Origin of the sequence: Streptomyces sp. NPDC014891, from assembly GCF_043081085.1 — a bacterium.
Classification (GTDB): domain Bacteria; phylum Actinomycetota; class Actinomycetes; order Streptomycetales; family Streptomycetaceae; genus Streptomyces.
The window spans coordinates 759,395-777,881 of record NZ_JBIBWF010000001.1; the positions used below are offsets into that span (position 1 = coordinate 759,395).

Below are 18,487 nucleotides of genomic sequence, written 5' to 3' on the forward strand. Positions count from 1 at the left end.
GCGCCACCTCCCCGCGCCCTCCAGACAAGGACCAGCACATGAGCACCACCGCAAGAACGGGCCTTCGGCTGAGCACCGCCGTGGCACTCGGCGTCGTCCTCGGCGCCACCGCCGCGGGCCCCGCCCTCGCCGCGCCCGCCGCCACCCCCGCCCCGGCGGGGACCCGGACCTGCCCGGCCCCCGGCGAGGAACCCGGCATCGGTCACGAACCGCGGTTCACCGACACCAACGTGTCGCTCTTCGCCGGCGGCGACTACACCGCCGACGGCGCGTCCGCCGAGGCCGAGGGCCTGCTGGTCGTCGGCGGCGACGCCACCTTCGCGAAGGCGTCCGGCGGCGTCTTCAACGTCGGCCGCGCCGGGGCGGGTTCGGGCATCGTGCCGCCGGCCGGTTCGGTCATGCTGGCCGTCGGCGGGGACCTGTCGATAGCCGCCGGGACGACGGTCGACGTGGGTCACGGCCTCACCTCCGCCACCGGCCACGGCGGCGCCGTCCGCGTCGGCGGCTCCCTCGACGAGAAGGGCAGGCTGGAGACGAACGGCGGAAGCCGTACGGAGGGCACGGGCGCCGGAGCGGCCCTCGCCCCGTACGGCGGGTTCGCCGGCACCGTGCGGGACGAGTCGGCGGCCCTCGGGGCGCTGAAGCCCACGGGCACGACCGCGCGCAGCGGGGACACCGTCACCTTCCGGGGCGGCCCGGCCGCAGACGGACCGCAGGTGTTCGAGATCTCCGCGAAGGAGCTCGACGGCGCCACGTCCTTCGACTTCCTCGCGATCCCCGGGCAGTCCGCCGTGGTCGTGAACGTGACCGGGCGTCAGGCGGTGGGCATCGCCCCGCTGTCCGTCGGTTTCAACGGCGACCGCGTCGACGCCTACACGTCCGCGCACTTCGGCGAGGCCGCCTCGCGGATCCTCTACAACTTCGAGGCGGCCCCCTCGCTCACCTTGCGCGGCGGGGGGAACTTCATGGGGTCGATCCTCGCCCCCGAGGCCTCGGCGGACCTGACCGCCAGCACGAACGGCCGCGTCTACGTCGGCGGGGACCTGCGCACCCACGGCACGGGCAACGAGACCCACAACTACCCGTGGACCGGGTCCTCCACGTTCACCTGCAAGCCCACCCCCGGGGGCCCGACGGCGACCCCGACGCCGACCTCGTCCTCCCCGACGCCCACCGCCTCGTCGCCCGCCCCCTCCTCCCCGACGCCCTCGGAGGAGACTCCGGGCGCCCCGGAGACCACCACCCCCGGCGGCTCCACACCGCCGGCCGGGACGAGCTCCGCCCCCGCAGCGCCCGGGACGACGCCCTCGCCGTCCGCCACCGGACCCGGCGATGGCTCCCTCGCGACCACCGGCGCCCAGCTCACGCCGTATGCCGTCGCCGCCGCGGCCCTGGGCGCGGCCGGCGCCGCGATCCTCGTGGTCGTCCTCCGCCGCCGGGCAGGTGCCCGCCACTGACCGGTGACCCGGTGACCTGACGGCGGGCCCCTCCCCGGACGGGCCCGCACCACGAGTACTCCACGAGGCCGCCCTCCGGCCGGGACCCCGTCCCGGCCGGAGGGCGGCCTCGTCCTTCGGGGCGCCCCCCACCCCTCTCGGCGCAGATACCTAGGGGGGTATTTGACTTGCCGCGACGCTCCCCCGTACGGTCGATCTCATACCCAGGGGGGTATCCAAGGCCCAGGGATACCCCGATCCGTGCATGACACACGAAAGGATCGCCGTGTTCTTCGCCCCGTACTACCTCGACTGCCTCTCCCAGGCGTCCTACCTGATCGCCGACGAGGGCACGGGCCGGGCGGTGGTCGTCGACCCCCGCCGGGACGTCGCGGAGTACCTCGCGGACGCCCGGGCCCACGGCCTGACCGTGGTCGGCGTCGTCAACACCCACTTCCACGCCGACTTCGTCGCCGGCCACCTCGAACTGGCCGACAGCACCGGCGCCTGGATCGGCTACGGCAGCCGGGCGGAGACCGAGTACCCGATCCGCACCCTGTCCGAGGGCGAGCGGATCGTCCTCGGCGACGTCGTCCTGGAGATCATGGAGACGCCCGGGCACACCCCCGAGTCGATCAGCGTCCTCGTGTACGAGCACGCCGACGACGCCGTCCCCTACGGCGTCCTCACCGGCGACGCCCTCTTCATCGGCGACGTCGGCCGCCCCGACCTGCTCGCCTCCGTCGGCGTCACCGCCGAGGAGCTCGGCGCGATGCTCCACGACAGCGTGCAGAACAAGCTGATGGCGCTCCCCGACGCGGTGCGGGTCTTCCCCGCGCACGGGGCCGGATCCGCCTGCGGCAAGAACCTCTCCACCGAGCGGCGGTCCACGATCGGGGCGCAGCGCGCCACCAACTACGCCTGCGCGCCGATGAGCCGCGACGCCTTCGTCGCGCTGGTCACCGCGGGGCAGCCCGCCGCACCGGGCTACTTCGCCTACGACGCCGACCTCAACCGCAGGGACCGGGACCGCTACGACGCGTCGGCGGCACGCCCGCTCTCCCGGGCCGAGTTCGCCGGGCTGCGGCGCTCGGGCGCGGTCGTCGTCGACGCGCGGACCCCCCAGGACTTCGCGGCGGGCCATCTGCGCGGAGCGGTGAACGTGCCGGCCGACGGCCGGTTCGCCGAACAGGCCGGCACGGTCCTCGACCCGGCCGACGAGCTGCTCGTCATCGCGCCGGAGAACCGCGCGGAGGAGGTCGTCACCCGACTCGCCAGGATCGGCCTGGACCGCGTGGCCGGCCATCTGCGCGACCCGGAGGCGGCCCTGGAGGAGCTGGCCGACGAGGTCGCCCCGGCGAGCCGGCTCACCGCCGTCCGGCTCCGGGCGGCGCTCGCGGGCGACCGCCCTCCCCTGCTCATCGACGTCCGCACCCGCGGGGAGCGCGAGGCGGTCGGCTTCCTCGACGACGCCCTGCACATCCCCCTGAGCGAACTCCCCCGGCGGACCGCCGAGCTGCCCGCGGACCGGCCCCTGGTGGTGCACTGCGCGGGCGGCCACCGCTCCTCCGTCGCGGCGAGCCTGCTGCGTCACCGGGGCTTCGCCGACGTCTCCGACGTCCTCGGCGGATACGCGGCCCTCTACGCGGCCGCACCCGCCCAGGCCTGACCCCACCCCGTCGACCGCCCGGGGCGGCACCGCTCCCCCGCGGCACCCTTAGGACCGCGCCCGGCGGGGTCCCCACCCCCCAGGAGTCCCGCATGACCGCCACACCCCCGCCCACCAGGCCCTCCCTCGGCGCCGCCGCCCTGCACGGGCTCGTCCGGGAAGGACGCGCCCCGCGCCTGCTGGACGTCCGCACGCCCGGGGAGTTCCGTACCGTCCACATCCCGGGCTCGTACAACGTCCCCCTGGACACCCTGCGCGAGCACCGCGCCGACCTCCTCGCCCACCTCGACGAGGAGGTCGTCCTGGTCTGCCGGTCGGGGGCCCGGGCCGCGCAGGCCGCGCAGGCGCTCGCCGGGGCGGGGCTGCCGAACCTCCGCGTCCTCGAAGGCGGCGTGAGCGCCTGGGAGGCGGCCGGAGCGCCGGTGAACCGCGGCCCCGAGCGCTGGGACATGGAGCGGCAGGTCCGCCTGGTCGCCGGCTCCGTGGTCCTCGCCACCGGCCTCGTCGGCGTCCTGGTGCCGGGCGTCCACCTCATCGGGACGGCGATCGGCGCGGGACTGACCTACGCGGCCATGAGCGACTCCTGTCTGATGGGCGTCCTGCTCTCCCGGCTGCCGTACAACCGCGGCCCCCGCCGGGACGTCCGCTCGGTGAGCGCGGAGCTGCGGAGCACGCCGTGACGGTGCTCCTCGTCGGCGCCTCCCTGCTCGTCGGCGTCAGCCTCGGCGTGCTGGGCGGCGGAGGGTCGATCCTGACCGTGCCCATCCTGGTGTACCTGGCGGGCCGGGGCACCGAGGAGGCCATCGCCACCTCGCTGTTCGTGGTCGGCGTCACCAGCCTGGCCGCCCTGGTCCCGCACGCTCGGGCACGGCGGGTCCAGGTGCGCACCGGTCTGCTCTTCGGCGCGTTCAGCATGGCCGGCGCGTACGGGGGCGGGCGCCTGGCCGCGTACGTGCCCGGCACCGTCCTCCTGGTCGGCTTCGCCCTGCTGACGCTGGCCACGGCGGTCGCGATGCTGCGCAGGCCGCGCAGCGGGTCCGGCGCGGGCGGCGGGGCTTGCCCGGCCGGCGCGGGCGCCGACGGGATCACGGCGGCGTCCCGGGACGCGTCCGGCGACCCGGCGCGGGCGGAGGAGCGGCGGCCCGCCCTCGGCGGGACGGCCGTCAAGGGCCTGGCCGTGGGGGCCGTGACCGGGCTGGTCGGCGCCGGCGGCGGGTTCCTCGTCGTTCCCGCTCTCGTGCTCCTCGGCGGACTGCCGGCGGGGGTGGCGGTCGGGACCTCGCTCCTCACCATCGCGATGAACTCCTTCGCCGGGCTCGCCGGCCATCTCGCGGACGTGACGGTCGACTGGGGCCTCGCCCTGACCGTCACAGCGGCCGCCGTGCTGGGCGGCACGTTCGGTGCGCGGCTCGCGGGCCGCATCCCGCCGGACGCCCTGCGGGCCGCCTTCGGCTGGTTCACCGTCGTCATGGCGGCCTCCGTCCTGGCCGGGCAGCTGCCCGCTGCCGCCTGGACGCACCCGGTGACCTGGGGCGTGCTCGGGGCCGGTCTGGGAAGCGGGGTCACGGCCCTGGCGGCCTCCCGCCTGCGACGGGCCCCGCGGTACCCCTGACGGGGGCGCGGGGCGCGCAAGGCCGCCTGCCCTACCGGGGCTCGGACGCGATCTGGATCAGGTTGCCGCAGGTGTCGTCGAAGACGGCGGTGGTGACGGGCCCCATCTCCAGGGGCTCCTGGGTGAAGCGGACCCCGAGGGCGGTCAGTCGCTCGAACTCCGCCCGCACGTCCTCCACCGCGAACTGGGCGAGCGGGATGCCGTCCTGGGCGAGCGCGTCGCGGTACGGCTTCACCGCGGGGTGCCCGGCGGGCTCCAGGAGGAGTTCGGTGCCGCCGGGCGCGTCGGGCGAGACGACGGTCAGCCACCGGTCCGTGCCGCCCAGCGGGACGTCGTGCTTCTTCACGAAGCCGAGGATCTCCGTGTAGAAGCGCTCGGCCTCGGCCTGGTCGTCGACGAAGACGCTGGTGAGATGGATCTTCATGGGGTGTTCTCCTGCGGTCCGGGCGGATGGGGTGCGGGCCAGCGCTCGGCTATGTGCCGCAGCGGGGCCGTGTTCAGGTCGTGGAACTTGTAGCGCCCCTCCCGCCTGGTCTCGACGAGCCCGGCCGCCTCCAGCACCGCGAGGTGCTGGGAGACGCCCTGACGCGAGAGGCCGAGCTCGTGCCTCATGCTCAGCCGGGCGCAGATCTCGAACAGCGTCTGCCCGGACTTCAGCGTCAGCTCGTCGAGGATGGTCCGTCGGGTGGGGTCGGCCAGTGCCTTGAAGAGATCGTCGGCCACCACGCCAGCATAGGCAAGCGTCCACTTGCCTATCAAGTCGGGGCGGAGCCGCCCGGTCGTCCGGCGCCCTTCGCCGCGGCCGCGTTGTCAGTGCCTCGCGATAGCTTCGATCTTGTTCGATCGGTTGGACGAGAGGGGCGAATCCGTGCGTGTCGAGCGTGCGTTGAGGGTGGTGCTGGTCGATGTCAACGACGAGGTGGTGGCCGCCTGGCGGTCCGCGTTCGCGGACACGCCCGAGGTCGAGATCCGGAGGGGCTCCCTGCTCGACGTGGACGTCGACGCCTGGGTCTCCCCCACCAACGCCCGGGGCCGGATGGACGGCGGCGTGGACGCCGTCGTGAAGCGGCACCTCGGGGCCGGCATCCAGGTGAGGGTGCAGCGGGCGATCCGCGACCGGTTCGGCGGGAGCCTGCCGGTGGGCAGTGCGGTGTGCGTGCCCTCCGGAGCGGCCGTGCCCCGGTATCTGATCTCGACGCCCACCATGCGGCAGTCCTCGCAGAACGTCAGCGAGACGATGAACGTGGCTCTGGCCTGCGCCGCGGCGTTCCAGGCGATCCACCTGCAGAACCGGGCGAAGCCCGGAAGCATCCGCTCGGTGGCGCTCGTGGGGATGGGCGCGCAGACCGGCCGGGTGCCGGCGGGGGTGTGCGCGAACCTGATGTGGACGGGGTACACCCTCTACCACGACCACGGTTTCGCGGACTACGACGAGCTGCGGGCCGCGGTGCTCGGCCGGCTCGACGACATCGAGGGAGCGGGGTCCGCGCGGCGGGTCCGGATCGACGTCCCGCGGCGTCCCTCCTTTCGCCGCTGACGCCACGCCCCCGCAGACCGTCGCCGCCCAGGACGCGAAGACCGCCGGCGCCGACGCCACCGCACCCGCACCCGCACCCGCACAGCATTCCGGCGCGCCCGCAGCGGCGGCCGGTCCGATCTCCGGGAGTTCCGACCTCGTGAGCGACGCCTCTCCGACCACCCCGGGCGACGCGGGTTCCCCCGCCGGCGACCCCCTGGCCCTCGCGGACCTCTTCACCGGCGGCGGCGAACCCTGGCTGCCGCTGCTGGCGCCAGTCATCGAGGGACTGCCGGGAGCGGCGGACTTCATCGGCCCCCAGCGCAGTCCGGAGGTCGTACCGGTACGCGAACTGACCTTCCAGGCCCTCAAGCCCCACCCGCCGCACAGGTGGAAGGTGGTCGCCTTCGGTCAGAACCCCTACCCGCGGCCGGAGAGCGCGACCGGCATCGCGATGTTCGACAACACCTTCCACGACTGGAAGGACAGCCAGTTCGGCCGCGTGGTCAGCATCCGCTGCCTCATCAAGGCGGCCGCGATGTGGAAGTACGGCATCGTCAAGAAGACCCCGATCGCCGACGTCCGCGCCCTCCTGAAGAAGGAGGACACCGTCGCACCGCCCGAGTGGTTCCAGGCGATGCTGACCCAGGGCGTGCTCCTGCTCAACGCCTCGCTCACCGCGAGCGCCGACGGGGCCGTGCCGACCGATCGCCACACCGCCTTCTGGCGGCCGGTGGCCGAGCAGATCGTGGAGGAGATCCTCCGCGCCAAGCAGAACGCAGCGGCGGAGGACCGGGGCGTCGTGTTCGCCTGGTGGGGTGCGCACGCCCGGAACCTGAAGCGGGTCGTCCAGCGCCTGGAGAAGAAGTACCCGGGTGTCGAGGTGCGGCACCTCGACCACGCGAACCCGGCCGCGCAGGGTGACGCCTTCTGCGAAGGGGACCACTTCGCCCAGGTGAACGACGCCCTGGCGGCGGTGGGCGCCGAGCCGGTCGACTGGCTGCCCGGCAAGGGCTGGGACCGGCAGCCGGCCGGTGCGGGCGGCGCGCCGCGCGGTGACGTAGCCGAGCGGATGGGGGCCTTCATCGCCTCCACCATGGAGCTGCACCAGCTCTATCTGGAGCGGCTCACCAGCGTCAAGGACGAGGGGCTCGTCCTGCCCGCCGTCACCGGGGTGTCCGACACCCCGCTGATGGACTTCCGCACGGCCGTCGAGCCGGTGTCGCGGGTCCTGGCCCGGCTGGACCGCCACATCGAGAGGTCGAGCACGTTCGGCGAGGCGCGGATCGCCGAGGCGGAGGCGGCCGGCGCGGGCGCCGCCGGGGAGGGGCTGTCCGCGGACGCGATCGCGGCCCTGCACCTGTACACCTGCGAGTCGGCGTTCTACCGCGAGATCAACGCCGTCCTGCGGTCCCCGGACCGGCGGCGGCTGGTGCCCTACCTGCCGTACCTGCGGCTGCTGTTCTCGGCGGTGGAGGCGCTTCCGGCGCAGACCCGGCCGCTGTGGCGCGGCGTGGCCCTGGACCTGCGGTCGCAGTACCCGCAGGGGCGGACGGTGACGTGGTGGGGCGTGTCGTCCTGCACGTCCGAGCTGGGCGTCGCGAAGGCGTTCCTCGGCAGCCGCGGCAGGCGGACCCTGTTCGAGGTCACCCCGGCGCGCGCGGTGGCGATCCGCCGGTTCTCCGCGTTCACGGGCGAGGAGGAGTACATCCTCGCGCCGGGCACCCGGTTGAAGGTGACGGAGGTGACGTCCGAGCGCGGAGGACTCTGCACCGTGCGGCTGACCGAACTGGAGGGCCAGGGGCAGGTGTCCTAGGCCGGGCCCGCACTGGAGGCGCCTTCCCCGCACGGAGGCGTCTCACCCGTCGAGGCGACTCACCCCACGGACCGGGCCACCCGTCACCGGGGACCTCACCCGCACAGACGCGGATCCGCCCGCGCGGTTCACCCGTCCGGAGCCGCCGCCCCCTCGGTCGGCGGCTCCGGCATGCACGCACGGTGACCCGGGACGATCATCCGTACATGGCAGGTACTTCCCCGCACCCCGAACCGACCGGTCCTACGGCCGCCCGGGCGCCCCGTCAGAACCTCGCGCTGGCGGCCATGCTCTTCGCGGTGTCGATGACCTTCATCGACCAGACCATCGTCTCGATCGCCGCCCCGAACATCACCTCCGAGCTCGGCCTCTCCGCCTCCGGCATGCAGTGGGTCGTCAACGCCTACCTGCTGTCGCTCGCCGCGTTCTTCGCGCTCGGCGGCCGGCTCTCCGACCTCTTCGGACACCGCCTGGTGATGCTGATCGGCACCCTGGTCTTCGTCCTCTCCTCGGTGCTGTGCGGCTGCGTCCCGGCAGGCGACTTCGCGCAGACCTGGCTGATCGTCTTCCGCGCCACCCAGGGCCTCGGCGCCGCCCTGATGTTCCCGGCGGCCCTCGCCGTCGTCATCGCCGTCTTCCCCGTCGAGCGGCGCGGCCGGGCGCTCGCCCTCTTCTTCGGGCTCTCCGGCGCCCTCACCGCCGTCGGGCCCCTGCTCGGCGGCTGGCTGACCGCGTGGACCTGGCGGGCGATCTTCTGGGTCAACGTGCCGGTGGCCGTCGTCGCCATCGTCCTCGCCCTGCTCGCCCGGATCCCCGAGAGCCGCCGCCCCGAGCGGCTCGACGTCGTCGGGGCGGCGCTCGTCGCCGTCGGCATGGGACTGAGCGTGCTCGGCTTCCAGCAGGCCTCGTCCTGGGGCTGGGGCAGCGTCGCGACCTGGGCCTGCATCGTCGGAGGCCTGCTCGTCCTCGTCCTGTTCTACGGCTACGAGCGGCGCACCACGCACCCGCTGATCGACTTCGACGTCTTCCGGGACCGCGCCTTCACCGTGGACAGCCTCGTCCTGTTCTTCGCGATGCTCGCCTTCGTGCCGGTGTTCTTCTTCTCCTCCGTGTACGCGCAGGTCTCGCTGAGCGCCTCGCCGAACCAGGCCGCGCTGTTCCTCCTCTACTTCTTCATCGGCTTCGGCATCGCCTCGCAGTGGGGCGGACGGATCCTCGACAAGCGCGGCGCCCGGCCGGCGATGAAGATCGGCTGCGCGCTCGGCGCGGTCGGGTTCTACCTGTGGGCCCAGAAGATGACCGACCTGTCCATGCACGACCAGTGGCCGTACGCGGCCATGGCCGGCGCCGGCATCGGCTTCCTCCTCGCCCCGGCCTCCACCGACGCCGTCAACCGGGCCATCGGCGCCTCGTACGGCGAGGTCACCGGGATCACCCAGACGATCCGGAACTACGCCGCCGCGATCGGGATGGCCGTCTTCAGTACCCTGCTGGCCCATGTCTCCACGGACCGCATCACCGCCACGCTCCAGGCCCGCGGTCTGCCGCGGGCCGAGGCGTCGGCCACGGCCGAGAAGGTCGCCGAGGCCGTCACCGGCCACCCGGACGGCCAAGGGCCCCCCGGCGACGGGCCGGTGGCGAAGGCCCTGCAGGGGGCCGGGGACGCGATCCGGATGGACTTCGCCGAGGCCAACCAATGGGTGTTCTACGGCATGGCGATCGCCCTGGCCGTGGCGTTCCTGTGCGCGCTCGCCCACCCTGGGACGCGGGTCACCGAGCGCACCCCCGACCGCTGAACCCCGCCCAGCCGCCGACCACTTCCCCGCAGGAGCCACATGGGCCGCCGCCTGTTCCCCCGATGCCGCTCCCTCCTCGCGACCCGCCGCGGCGCCCCCGCCCGCCGCCGGCGCACCGCCCTCGCCGTCGCGGTGCTCGCCGCCCTGGCGGCGGCCGCGCCCGGGGTGCGCCCCCTGCCGGGCGCCACCGCCTCCGCGGCCGCGCCGTCGCCCGCCGGCCCGACGGCGGCCCACGGCCCGGCGGCCCTCTTCGACCCCGCGCCCGCCCGGGCCGCCCTGGAGCGCCTGCTGCCGTCCCGGGCCGCGCAGTTCACGCTGGTGCCCGTCGAGGAGTCCCCGTCGGGCGACTCCTTCACGGTCTCGGGCCGGGCCGGGGCGATCGTGGTCCGGGGCACGTCGCCGGCCACGCTGCTCACCGGCGTCGGCCGGTACCTGGAGGAGGTCGCGGGCGTCGACCTCGGCTGGCCCGGCTCCAGCGTCGGCCGGCTGCCCGCGACGCTCCCCGCGGTCACCGGGACGCTCAGCCGGTCGGCGTCCGTCCCCCACCGCTACGCCCTCAACGACACCGACGAGGGGTACTCCGGCGCCTACCGCGACTTCGCCTCCTACCAGCACGACATCGACCTGATGGCGCTGCACGGCGTGAACGAGGTCTTCGTCCCGACCGGCGGCGAGTACCCGTACTACCGGGCGCTCCAGGAGTTCGGCTACAGCGCGGCGGAGCTGCGCGCGTGGATCCCCGGCCCGGCCCATCAGGGCTGGTGGCTGCTGCAGAACCTGTCGGGCTTCGCCGGGCCGGTCTCCGAGCAGCTGGTGGAGGCCCGCGCGGCGCTCGGCGCCCGGATCGCCCACCACCTCCGGTCGCTGGGGATGACGCCCGTGCTGCCGGGGTTCTTCGGCACCGTGCCCGCGGACTTCGCGGGCCGGAACGACGGCGCGGTCACCGTGCCGCAGGGCCGGTGGGTGGGCTTCGACCGGCCCGCCTGGCTGGACCCGACCGGGCCGGTCTTCGACCGGCTCGCCGCCTCCTACTACCGCTTCCAGCAGGCCCGTTTCGGCCCCAGCGACATGGTGAAGATGGACCTGCTGCACGAGGGCGGCAGCGCGGGCGGGGTCGACGTCGCGGCGGCCGCCGGAGCCGTCCAGCGCGCCCTGGACACCGCGCGTCCCGGTGCCACCTGGGTCATGCTCGGCTGGCAGGACAACCCGGCCCCGGCCCTCCTGAGCGGCGTCGACCGCAGCCGGGTGCTGATCGTAGACGGACTCTCCGACCGGTACGACGGACTCGACCGCGAGGCCCGCTGGGGCGGCACGCCGTACGCCTTCGGCACGATCCCCAACTTCGGCGGGCACACCAGCATCGGCGCCAACACGGGCGCCTGGCTCGACCGCTTCCACGCCTGGCTCGGCACGGAGGGCAGCGCGCTGCGCGGCATCGCGTACCTCCCCGAGGGCACCGGGGGGAACCCCGCCGCCTTCGACCTCTTCACCGCGCTCGCCTGGCGGTCCGGGCCGATCGACCAGAAGAGCTGGTTCGCCGCGTACGCCGCCCGCCGCTACGGCGGCGCGGACCCGCACGCGGCCGCCGCGTGGGAGGAGCTGCGCCGCGGCCCGTACACCCTGCAGACCGGCACCTGGAGCGAGCCGCAGGACAGCCTCTTCGCCGCACGGCCGTCGCTGACGGCGTCGACCGCGGCCAAGTGGAGCCCGAAGGCCATGCGGTACGACGCCGCCACGGTCGAGCGGGCGCTCGGCGAACTCCTCCGGGTGGCCGCCCCGCTGCGGACCACGGACGCGTACCGCTTCGACCTCGTGGACGTGGCCCGGCAGGCGCTCACCAACCGCAGCAGGGTCCTGCTGCCCCGTATCCGGGCCGCCTACGAGGGCAAGGACCTGAGCGGCTTCCGCACGCTGGTGCGGGAGTGGCAGGCGCACCACGAGCTGCTCGGCCGGCTCGTGGGCTCCGACCCGCGGTTCCTGGTCGGTCCCTGGCTCGAGGACGCGCGCTCCTGGGGGGCCGATCCGGCGGAGCGCGACCGGCTGGAGTACGACGCCCGCTCGATCCTCACCACCTGGGGCGACCGGGGGCCGAGCGAGACGGGCGGTCTGCGCGACTACGCCAACCGCGAGTGGGCGGGGCTCGTCCAGGACGTCCACGCGCCGCGCTGGGCCGCCTACTTCGCGGGGCTCGACCGGGCGCTCGAGACCGGGGCGGCGCCGGCCGCGATCGACTGGTTCGCCCGCGACGACGCCTGGGCGCACAGCCGCCAGAGCTATCCGACGGAGCCCGCGGGCGACCCCGTCGCCCTGGCGGGCGAGGTCCGGACGGCACTGGCCGCGGCCCGCCGATGAGTTCCGGCCGTTCCGGAGGTCCTTCCCCGTGTCGGCAGTGACACCGACGGACACGAAGGAGACACCGTGACGGACGACGTCTGGCCCCTGGTGCACGCGGAGCGCGCGGCGCTGATCGGCGACCTCGCGCGCCTCGACGACGAGCAGTGGCGGCGCCCGTCGCTCTGCGCGGGGTGGACCGTGCACGACGTGCTCGCCCATCTCGTCGACAACGCGCGGGCGACCCGCCTGGGATTCCTCGCGGGCCTGGTGCGCGCGCGGTTCGACTTCGACCGCCTGAACACGCGCGGGGTGGAACGGGAGCGCGGGGCCACACCGGCGGAGACCCTGGACCGGTTCCGCCGGGCGGCGCCGAGGACCTCGGCGCCGCCCGCGCCCCTGGACAGCAGGCTCGTGGAGGAACTCGTCCACGGGGAGGACATCCGCCGCCCCCTGGGCCTCACCCGCTCGTACCCGCCGCGGGCCGTGGAGCGGGCCCTGCGCCTCCAGGCCCGTACCCCGGTCGCCTTCGGCGGTGCGAAGGAACTGCTGTCCCGCGTCCGGATCACCGCGACCGACACCGGCCTGGCACTCGGCGCCGGGCCGGAGGCGGAGGGGCCCGCGCTGTCCCTGCTGCTCGCGGTGACCGGGCGCGCGGCGGTGCTGGAGGACCTCCGCGGCCCGGGGACGGCCGTGCTGTCGGCCGGTGCCTGAGCCGGCGCGGGACCGGGCGGTGCCGGCCACCGCACGGTCAGCCGGAAGACGCCTCCTATACCGCCGGGCACCAGCCACGCGCAAGGTGTCGCCCGGAGAATCCGGGCCGACACACTAGACTGGCGGGCTGTTTGGCGTCGGAACGGAACAACCCGGGCAGACCCGGGCTCCGCCGGCGACCCGGACGTTGCCGGGAACGAGACGCGAGGTCCGATGGCAGCCACACCCGAACACGGTGAGACCGCTCTGCTCCACGACGCGGACGGCCGCGAGGAGGAGGCCGACAAGTCGGCCCGGTTCTCCGCCGGCCCGGCGGCCCCGGTGCGCACCCTCGTCGACGTCTTCGAGGCGTCGGTACGGGCCCACCCCGACGAACTCGCCCTGGACGACGGCACCGCGCAGCTGACCTACCGGGCGCTCGCCGCCGAGGTGGAGGACCGGCGCCGGGGGCTGGCGGCGGCCGGCGTGGGGCTCGGCGACCGGGTGGGGATCCGGGTGCCGTCCGGGACGAACGAGCTGTACGCGTCGATCCTCGCGGTGCTCGCCGCGGGGGCGGCCTATGTGCCGGTCGACGCCGAGGACCCGGACGAGCGGGCCGAGCTGGTCTTCGGCGAGGCCGGGGTACGGGCGGTCGTCGGCGGCGGGGGCCGGATCGACGCCACCGGCCGCGAGGGCGAGCGCGCCCCGGCCGGACGCCCCGGACCCGGGCACGACGCGTGGATCATCTTCACCTCCGGTTCCACGGGCCGGCCCAAGGGCGTCGCCGTCAGCCACCGCAGCGCCGCCGCGTTCGTGGACGCCGAGGCCGCGCTGTTCCTCGTCGACGAGCCGATCGGTCCCGGCGACCGGGTGATGGCGGGGCTCTCCGTCGCCTTCGACGCCTCCTGCGAGGAGATGTGGCTGGCCTGGCGCTACGGCGCCTGCCTGGTCCCCGTCCCCCGGTCGCAGGTGCGCAGCGGCGCCGACCTCGGCCCCTGGCTGGTGGAGCAGGAGATCACCGTGGTCTCCACCGTGCCGACGCTCGCCGCGCTGTGGGAACCGGAGACCCTGGCCGAGGTCCGGCTGCTGATCTTCGGCGGCGAGGCCTGCCCGCCGGAACTGACCCAGCGGCTGGTCACCGAGGGCCGCGAGGTGTGGAACACGTACGGGCCCACCGAGGCCACCGTCGTCGCCTGCGCCTCCCTGCTGACCGGCGCGGAGCCGATCAGGATCGGTCTCCCGCTGAACGGCTGGGAGCTGGCCGTGGTCGACGAGTCCGGTGAGCCGGTGCCGATGGGCGGCAGCGGCCAGCTGGTCATCGGCGGCGTCGGGCTGGCCCGGTATCTCGATCCCGAGAAGGACGCGGAGAAGTACGCGCCGCTGGAGGCCCTCGGCTGGGAGCGCGCCTACCGCAGCGGCGACCTGGTCCGGGCCGAACCCGAGGGCCTGGTCTTCCTCGGCCGCGGCGACGAGCAGATCAAGCTCGGCGGCCGCCGCATCGAACTGGGCGAGGTGGACTCCGCCCTCCAGGGGCTGCCCGGTGTCGCCGGGGCGGCCGCCGCCGTCCGCACCGCGCGCAGCGGCAACCAGCTGCTCGTCGGGTACCTGGTGACCCAGGAGGGCTGGGACCGCGCCGCCGCGGTCGAGCGGCTGCGCGCCGAGCTCCCGGCGGCCCTGGTGCCGCTCCTCGCCCCGGTCGCCGAGCTGCCCACCCGTACGTCGGGCAAGGTCGACCGGGACGCGCTGCCGTGGCCCCTGCCCGACCTGGAGACCGCCGGCCCCGCCGAGCAGCTGTACGGCACGGAGGCCTGGCTGGCCGAGCAGTGGAGCGAGACCCTCGGGGTGGCCGTCACGAGCGCCGCCGACGACTTCTTCGCCATCGGCGGCAGCAGCCTCGCCGCCGCACAGCTCACCACCCGGCTCCGCACCCGCTATCCGAGCGCGGCCGTCGTCGACGTCTACCAGCAGCCCACGCTGCGCAAGCTGGCCCGGCGGCTGGAGCGGTCCGTCCAGGACGACGGGGCCGTCCGGACGATCCCCCCGGTCCCGTTCCGGGCCGGCCTGCTCCAGTCCCTCCTGCTGGTGCCGCTCTTCACCGTCGTCGGACTCCGCTGGACGGTGGCCCTGCTCGCCCTGGGCAACGTGCTGGCGTGGTCCGGGTCCGCGCCGTGGGCGCCGACCGCCTCGTGGTGGCTGGTGGCCGCCGGGGCGGCGCTGTTCTTCAGCCCGCCCGGCCGGCTCGCGATCGCGGCGGGCGGCGCGCGGCTGCTGCTGCGCGGGGTGCGGGCGGGCCGCCATCCGCGCGGCGGCCGGGTGCACCTGCGGCTGTGGACGGCCGAACGGCTCGCCGAGCTGTCCGGCGCGACCTCGCTCACCGGGTCCTGGCTGGAGCGCTACGCGCGGGCTCTGGGCGCCAAGGTCGGGCCCGACGTGGACCTCCACTCGCTGCCGCCGGTCACCGGCATGCTCAAGCTGGGGCGCGGCTGCGCGGTGGAGTCCGAGGTGGACCTCTCCGGGTACTGGCTGGACGGCGACCGGCTGGAGATCGGACCGGTGAAGGTCGGGGCGGGCGCCGTGGTCGGCACCCGCAGCCTGCTGTTCCCCGGGGCGCGGGTCGGCAAGCGGGCCGAGGTGGCCCCCGGGTCCGCGGTGGCCGGGCAGATCCCGACCGGGCAGCGCTGGGCGGGGGCGCCCGCGGGCAAGCTCGGCAAGGCCAAGCGGAACTGGCCCGGGGACCGCCCGGCGCGCCCGCTCCGCTGGCGGGCGGTCTACGGCGCGACCGGCTTCCTGCTCACGCTGCTGCCGGTGCTCGCCGCCCTGCCCGCGCTCCTGGTGGCGACCCGCTTCGTGCCCGCCGGCGCCGGGCTCTCCGGGGCCCTGCGGGGAGCCCTGGTCGCCGTGGTGCCGGGGGCCCTCGCCTACGGCCTCGCGTACGCGTCGCTGGTGCTCGTCGCCGTGCGGCTGCTCAGCCTCGGGCTGCGGACCGGCAGTCATCCGACGCACAGCCGGGTCGCATGGCAGGCGTGGACCGTGACCCAGCTGATGGACCGGGCGCGGGAGACCCTGTTCCCGCTGTACGCCGGGCTGATCACGCCGGTCTGGCTGCGGCTGCTCGGGATGCGGATCGGCCGGGGGGCCGAGGTGTCCACGGTGCTCGCCCTGCCGAGCCTCACCACGGTCGGCGAGGGCGCGTTCCTCGCGGACGACACCCTGACCGCCCCGTACGAGCTGGGCGGCGGCTGGGTGCGGATCGGGCACTCCGAGATCGGCCGCCGGGCCTTCCTCGGCAACTCCGGCATGACCGCGCCGGGCCGCACGGTGCCGGACGACGGGCTGGTGGGGGTGCTCTCGGCGACGCCGAAGAAGGCCAAGAAGGGCAGCTCGTACCTGGGCCTGCCGCCGGTCCGGCTGCCGCGGTCCGCGGCGGACTCCGACCTCAGCAGGACGTACGACCCGCCCGCCCGGCTGCTCTGGGCGCGCGGCCTGGTGGAGCTCTGCCGGCTGCTCCCGGTGTTCGCCTCGGCCGCCCTGGCGGTCCTGACCGCGGCGACGCTGTGCGCCCTGGCGGCGGAGGCGGGTCTCCTGACCGCGGCCCTGCTGTCCGGGCCGGTCCTGCTCGGCGCCGGAGCGGCCGCCTGCCTGCTCTCGGTGGCCGCCAAGTGGCTGCTCGTGGGCCGGCACCGGACGGGCGAGCACCCCCTGTGGTCCGGATTCGTGTGGCGCAACGAGCTGGCCGACACCTTCGTCGAGGTCCTCGCCGTTCCGTGGCTGGTCGGGGCCGTGCCGGGCACCCCGCTGCTCACCCTGTGGCTGCGCGGCCTCGGGGCCCGGGTCGGCCGGGGGGTGTGGTGCGAGAGCTACTGGCTGCCGGAGACAGATCTGGTCGCCCTCGGCGACGGGGCCACCGTGAACCGCGGCTGCGTCCTGCAGACGCACCTCTTCCACGACCGGATCTTGAGGACGGATACTGTGGTTCTCCGCGAGGGCGCCACCCTGGGCCCGGGCGGCATCGTCCTGCCCGGCAGTTCGGTCGGGGCCCGCAGCACGCTGGGTCCCGCCTCGCTCGTGATGGCCGGGGAATCCGTCCCCGCCGACACCCGCTGGCTGGGCAATCCGATCGAGGCGTGGCGGCCCTGAACGGGCAGCACGGGCACGGCACAGGGCAGGGAGCGGGAGCGGCAGTGAGCGGCGAGCGGACGACGGCGACGGACCCGTACTTCCCTGACCACGGCGACTCCCGTTACCGCGTGCACCGGTACGAACTCGCTCTGGAGTACCGGCCGGGCCCCAACCGGCTGGCGGGGACGGCGCGGCTCAGCGCGATCGCCGGCCGGGCGCCGCTCACCGAGTTCCAGCTGAACCTGTCCGACTTCCGCGTCGGCCGGATCCTGGTGAACGGGCGGGCCCCGCACTACACCCACCGCGGCGGCAGGCTCCGGGTCCGCCCGGCCAAGCCGCTGACCGCGGGCGCCGCGTTCACCGTGGAGGTGCACTACGCGGGCAACCCCAAGCCGGTGCGGAGCCCCTGGGGCGGGCTGGGCTGGGAGGAGCTGACCGACGGCGCGCTGGTCGCGAGCCAGCCCGTGGGCGCGCCCTCCTGGTACCCGTGCAACGACCGGCCCGCCGACAAGGCCTCGTACCAGATCTCGGTCAACACGCCGTCGGCGTACACGGTGGTGGCGGGCGGGCGGCTGCTCACCCGCACGACCAAGGCCAGCACGACCACCTGGGTGTACGAGCAGGCCGCGCCGACGTCCAGTTATCTGGTGGGGCTCTCCATCGGCATGTACCAGACGGTGCTGCTGGGGGACCCGGGGCTCGGCGGGGTGCCGCAGAGCGCCCACGTGCCGGCGCACCTGCTGTCCCGCTTCTCCCGCGACTTCGCCCGGCAGCCCGCGATGATGCGGTTGTTCGAGGAGCTCTTCGGGCCGTACCCGTTCGGCGAGTACGCGGTGGTCGTCGCCGACGAGGAGCTGGACGTGCCGGTGGAGGCCCAGGGGCTCTCCCTGTTCGGCGCCAACCACGTGGACGGCGCGCGCGGTTCCGAGCGCCTGGTCGCGCACGAGCTCGCGCACCAGTGGTTCGGCAACAGCGTGACCATCGCCGACTGGCGGCACATCTGGCTGAACGAGGGCCTGGCCAAGTACGCCGAGTGGCTCTGGTCGGAGCGCTCGGGCGGCCGGACGGCGCACGAACTGGCGGCCGTCGCCCACCGGTTCCTCGCCGGGCTGCCGCAGGACCTGAAGCTCGCCGACCCGGGGCGCAAGCTGATGTTCGACGACCGGCTGTACGAGCGCGGCGGCCTGACCGTGCACGCGGTCCGCTGCGCCCTGGGCGACGAGGCCTTCTTCCGCATGCTGCGCGACTGGGCGACCGTGCACCGCCACGGCGTGGTGACCACGGCGTCGTTCGCGGCGCACGTGTCCCGCTACGCCGCCGAGCCGGTCGACGCCCTGCTCACGGCGTGGCTGCGGCAGCCTGCCCTGCCGCCCCTCCCGGCCCCGCACGGCTCCCCGTCGATACCGGCACGCCCCTCGTACCCGCCGACGAACGGCGGATCCGGGGGTCTGGGCAGGGCCTCTGCCTAGGGGTCGACGCCCTCACGGGCTCCTCCGGTG

13 protein-coding genes are annotated in these 18,487 nt (G+C 75.0%); 11 read left to right on the forward strand and 2 right to left on the reverse strand.

Annotated elements, in window-relative coordinates; translation table 11 throughout:
- Positions 1-38 precede the first annotated feature (38 nt).
- The 4 genes from ACF09E_RS03105 (at position 39) to ACF09E_RS03120 (ending at position 4,717) form a co-directional block, all read left to right on the forward strand.
- Complete coding sequence (locus tag ACF09E_RS03105; RefSeq protein ID WP_392203571.1) at positions 39-1,457, forward strand: choice-of-anchor A family protein; 1,419 nt, start codon at positions 39-41, stop codon at positions 1,455-1,457.
- Positions 1,458-1,722: 265 nt separating this feature from the next.
- Complete coding sequence (locus ACF09E_RS03110) at positions 1,723-3,105, forward strand: rhodanese-like domain-containing protein (protein WP_392203860.1); 1,383 nt, start codon at positions 1,723-1,725, stop codon at positions 3,103-3,105.
- A gap of 92 nt (positions 3,106-3,197) precedes the next feature.
- Entirely contained in the window at positions 3,198-3,785 is a 588-nt protein-coding gene (locus tag ACF09E_RS03115; RefSeq protein ID WP_392203572.1) for a rhodanese-like domain-containing protein, read from the forward strand.
- Complete coding sequence (locus ACF09E_RS03120; protein WP_392203573.1) at positions 3,782-4,717, forward strand: sulfite exporter TauE/SafE family protein; 936 nt, start codon at positions 3,782-3,784, stop codon at positions 4,715-4,717. The genes ACF09E_RS03115 and ACF09E_RS03120 overlap by 4 nt, the downstream gene beginning before the upstream one ends.
- Positions 4,718-4,748: 31 nt before the next feature.
- Here the strand turns inward: ACF09E_RS03120 and ACF09E_RS03125 are convergent, their stop codons facing one another.
- A complete protein-coding gene (locus ACF09E_RS03125) occupies positions 4,749-5,141 on the reverse strand; it encodes a VOC family protein (protein ID WP_392203574.1) in 393 nt (130 codons plus the stop codon).
- Positions 5,138-5,440, reverse strand: a complete 303-nt coding sequence (locus tag ACF09E_RS03130; protein ID WP_392203575.1) for an ArsR/SmtB family transcription factor — start codon at positions 5,438-5,440, stop codon at positions 5,138-5,140. The genes ACF09E_RS03125 and ACF09E_RS03130 overlap by 4 nt, the downstream gene beginning before the upstream one ends.
- A 145-nt stretch (positions 5,441-5,585) precedes the next feature.
- On the opposite strand from ACF09E_RS03130, the gene ACF09E_RS03135 reads away from it, so the two are divergent.
- The 7 genes from ACF09E_RS03135 (at position 5,586) to ACF09E_RS03165 (ending at position 18,457) form a co-directional block, all read left to right on the forward strand.
- Positions 5,586-6,254, forward strand: a complete 669-nt coding sequence (locus tag ACF09E_RS03135) for a macro domain-containing protein (protein WP_392203576.1) — start codon at positions 5,586-5,588, stop codon at positions 6,252-6,254.
- Between the two features lie 139 nt (positions 6,255-6,393).
- The gene (locus tag ACF09E_RS03140; protein ID WP_392203577.1) at positions 6,394-8,049 is read left to right on the forward strand and encodes an ADP-ribosyltransferase domain-containing protein; all 1,656 of its coding nucleotides are present in this window, start codon (positions 6,394-6,396) and stop codon (positions 8,047-8,049) included.
- 206 nt (positions 8,050-8,255) lie between these two features.
- Positions 8,256-9,845 carry an MFS transporter gene (locus ACF09E_RS03145; protein WP_392203578.1) on the forward strand — a complete coding sequence of 530 codons (1,590 nt, stop codon included), beginning with the start codon at positions 8,256-8,258 and terminating at the stop codon, positions 9,843-9,845.
- A gap of 39 nt (positions 9,846-9,884) precedes the next feature.
- Positions 9,885-12,197 (forward strand): alpha-N-acetylglucosaminidase, encoded by a 2,313-nt coding sequence (locus tag ACF09E_RS03150; protein WP_392203579.1) that lies wholly within the window; start codon positions 9,885-9,887, stop codon positions 12,195-12,197.
- A 66-nt stretch (positions 12,198-12,263) separates the two neighbouring features.
- The gene (locus tag ACF09E_RS03155; protein ID WP_392203580.1) at positions 12,264-12,890 is read left to right on the forward strand and encodes a maleylpyruvate isomerase family mycothiol-dependent enzyme; all 627 of its coding nucleotides are present in this window, start codon (positions 12,264-12,266) and stop codon (positions 12,888-12,890) included.
- 213 nt (positions 12,891-13,103) lie between these two features.
- The gene (locus ACF09E_RS03160; protein ID WP_392203581.1) at positions 13,104-17,006 is read left to right on the forward strand and encodes a Pls/PosA family non-ribosomal peptide synthetase; all 3,903 of its coding nucleotides are present in this window, start codon (positions 13,104-13,106) and stop codon (positions 17,004-17,006) included.
- Positions 17,007-17,050: 44 nt separating this feature from the next.
- Positions 17,051-18,457 carry a M1 family metallopeptidase gene (locus ACF09E_RS03165; protein WP_392203582.1) on the forward strand — a complete coding sequence of 469 codons (1,407 nt, stop codon included), beginning with the start codon at positions 17,051-17,053 and terminating at the stop codon, positions 18,455-18,457.
- Positions 18,458-18,487: the final 30 nt, after the last annotated feature.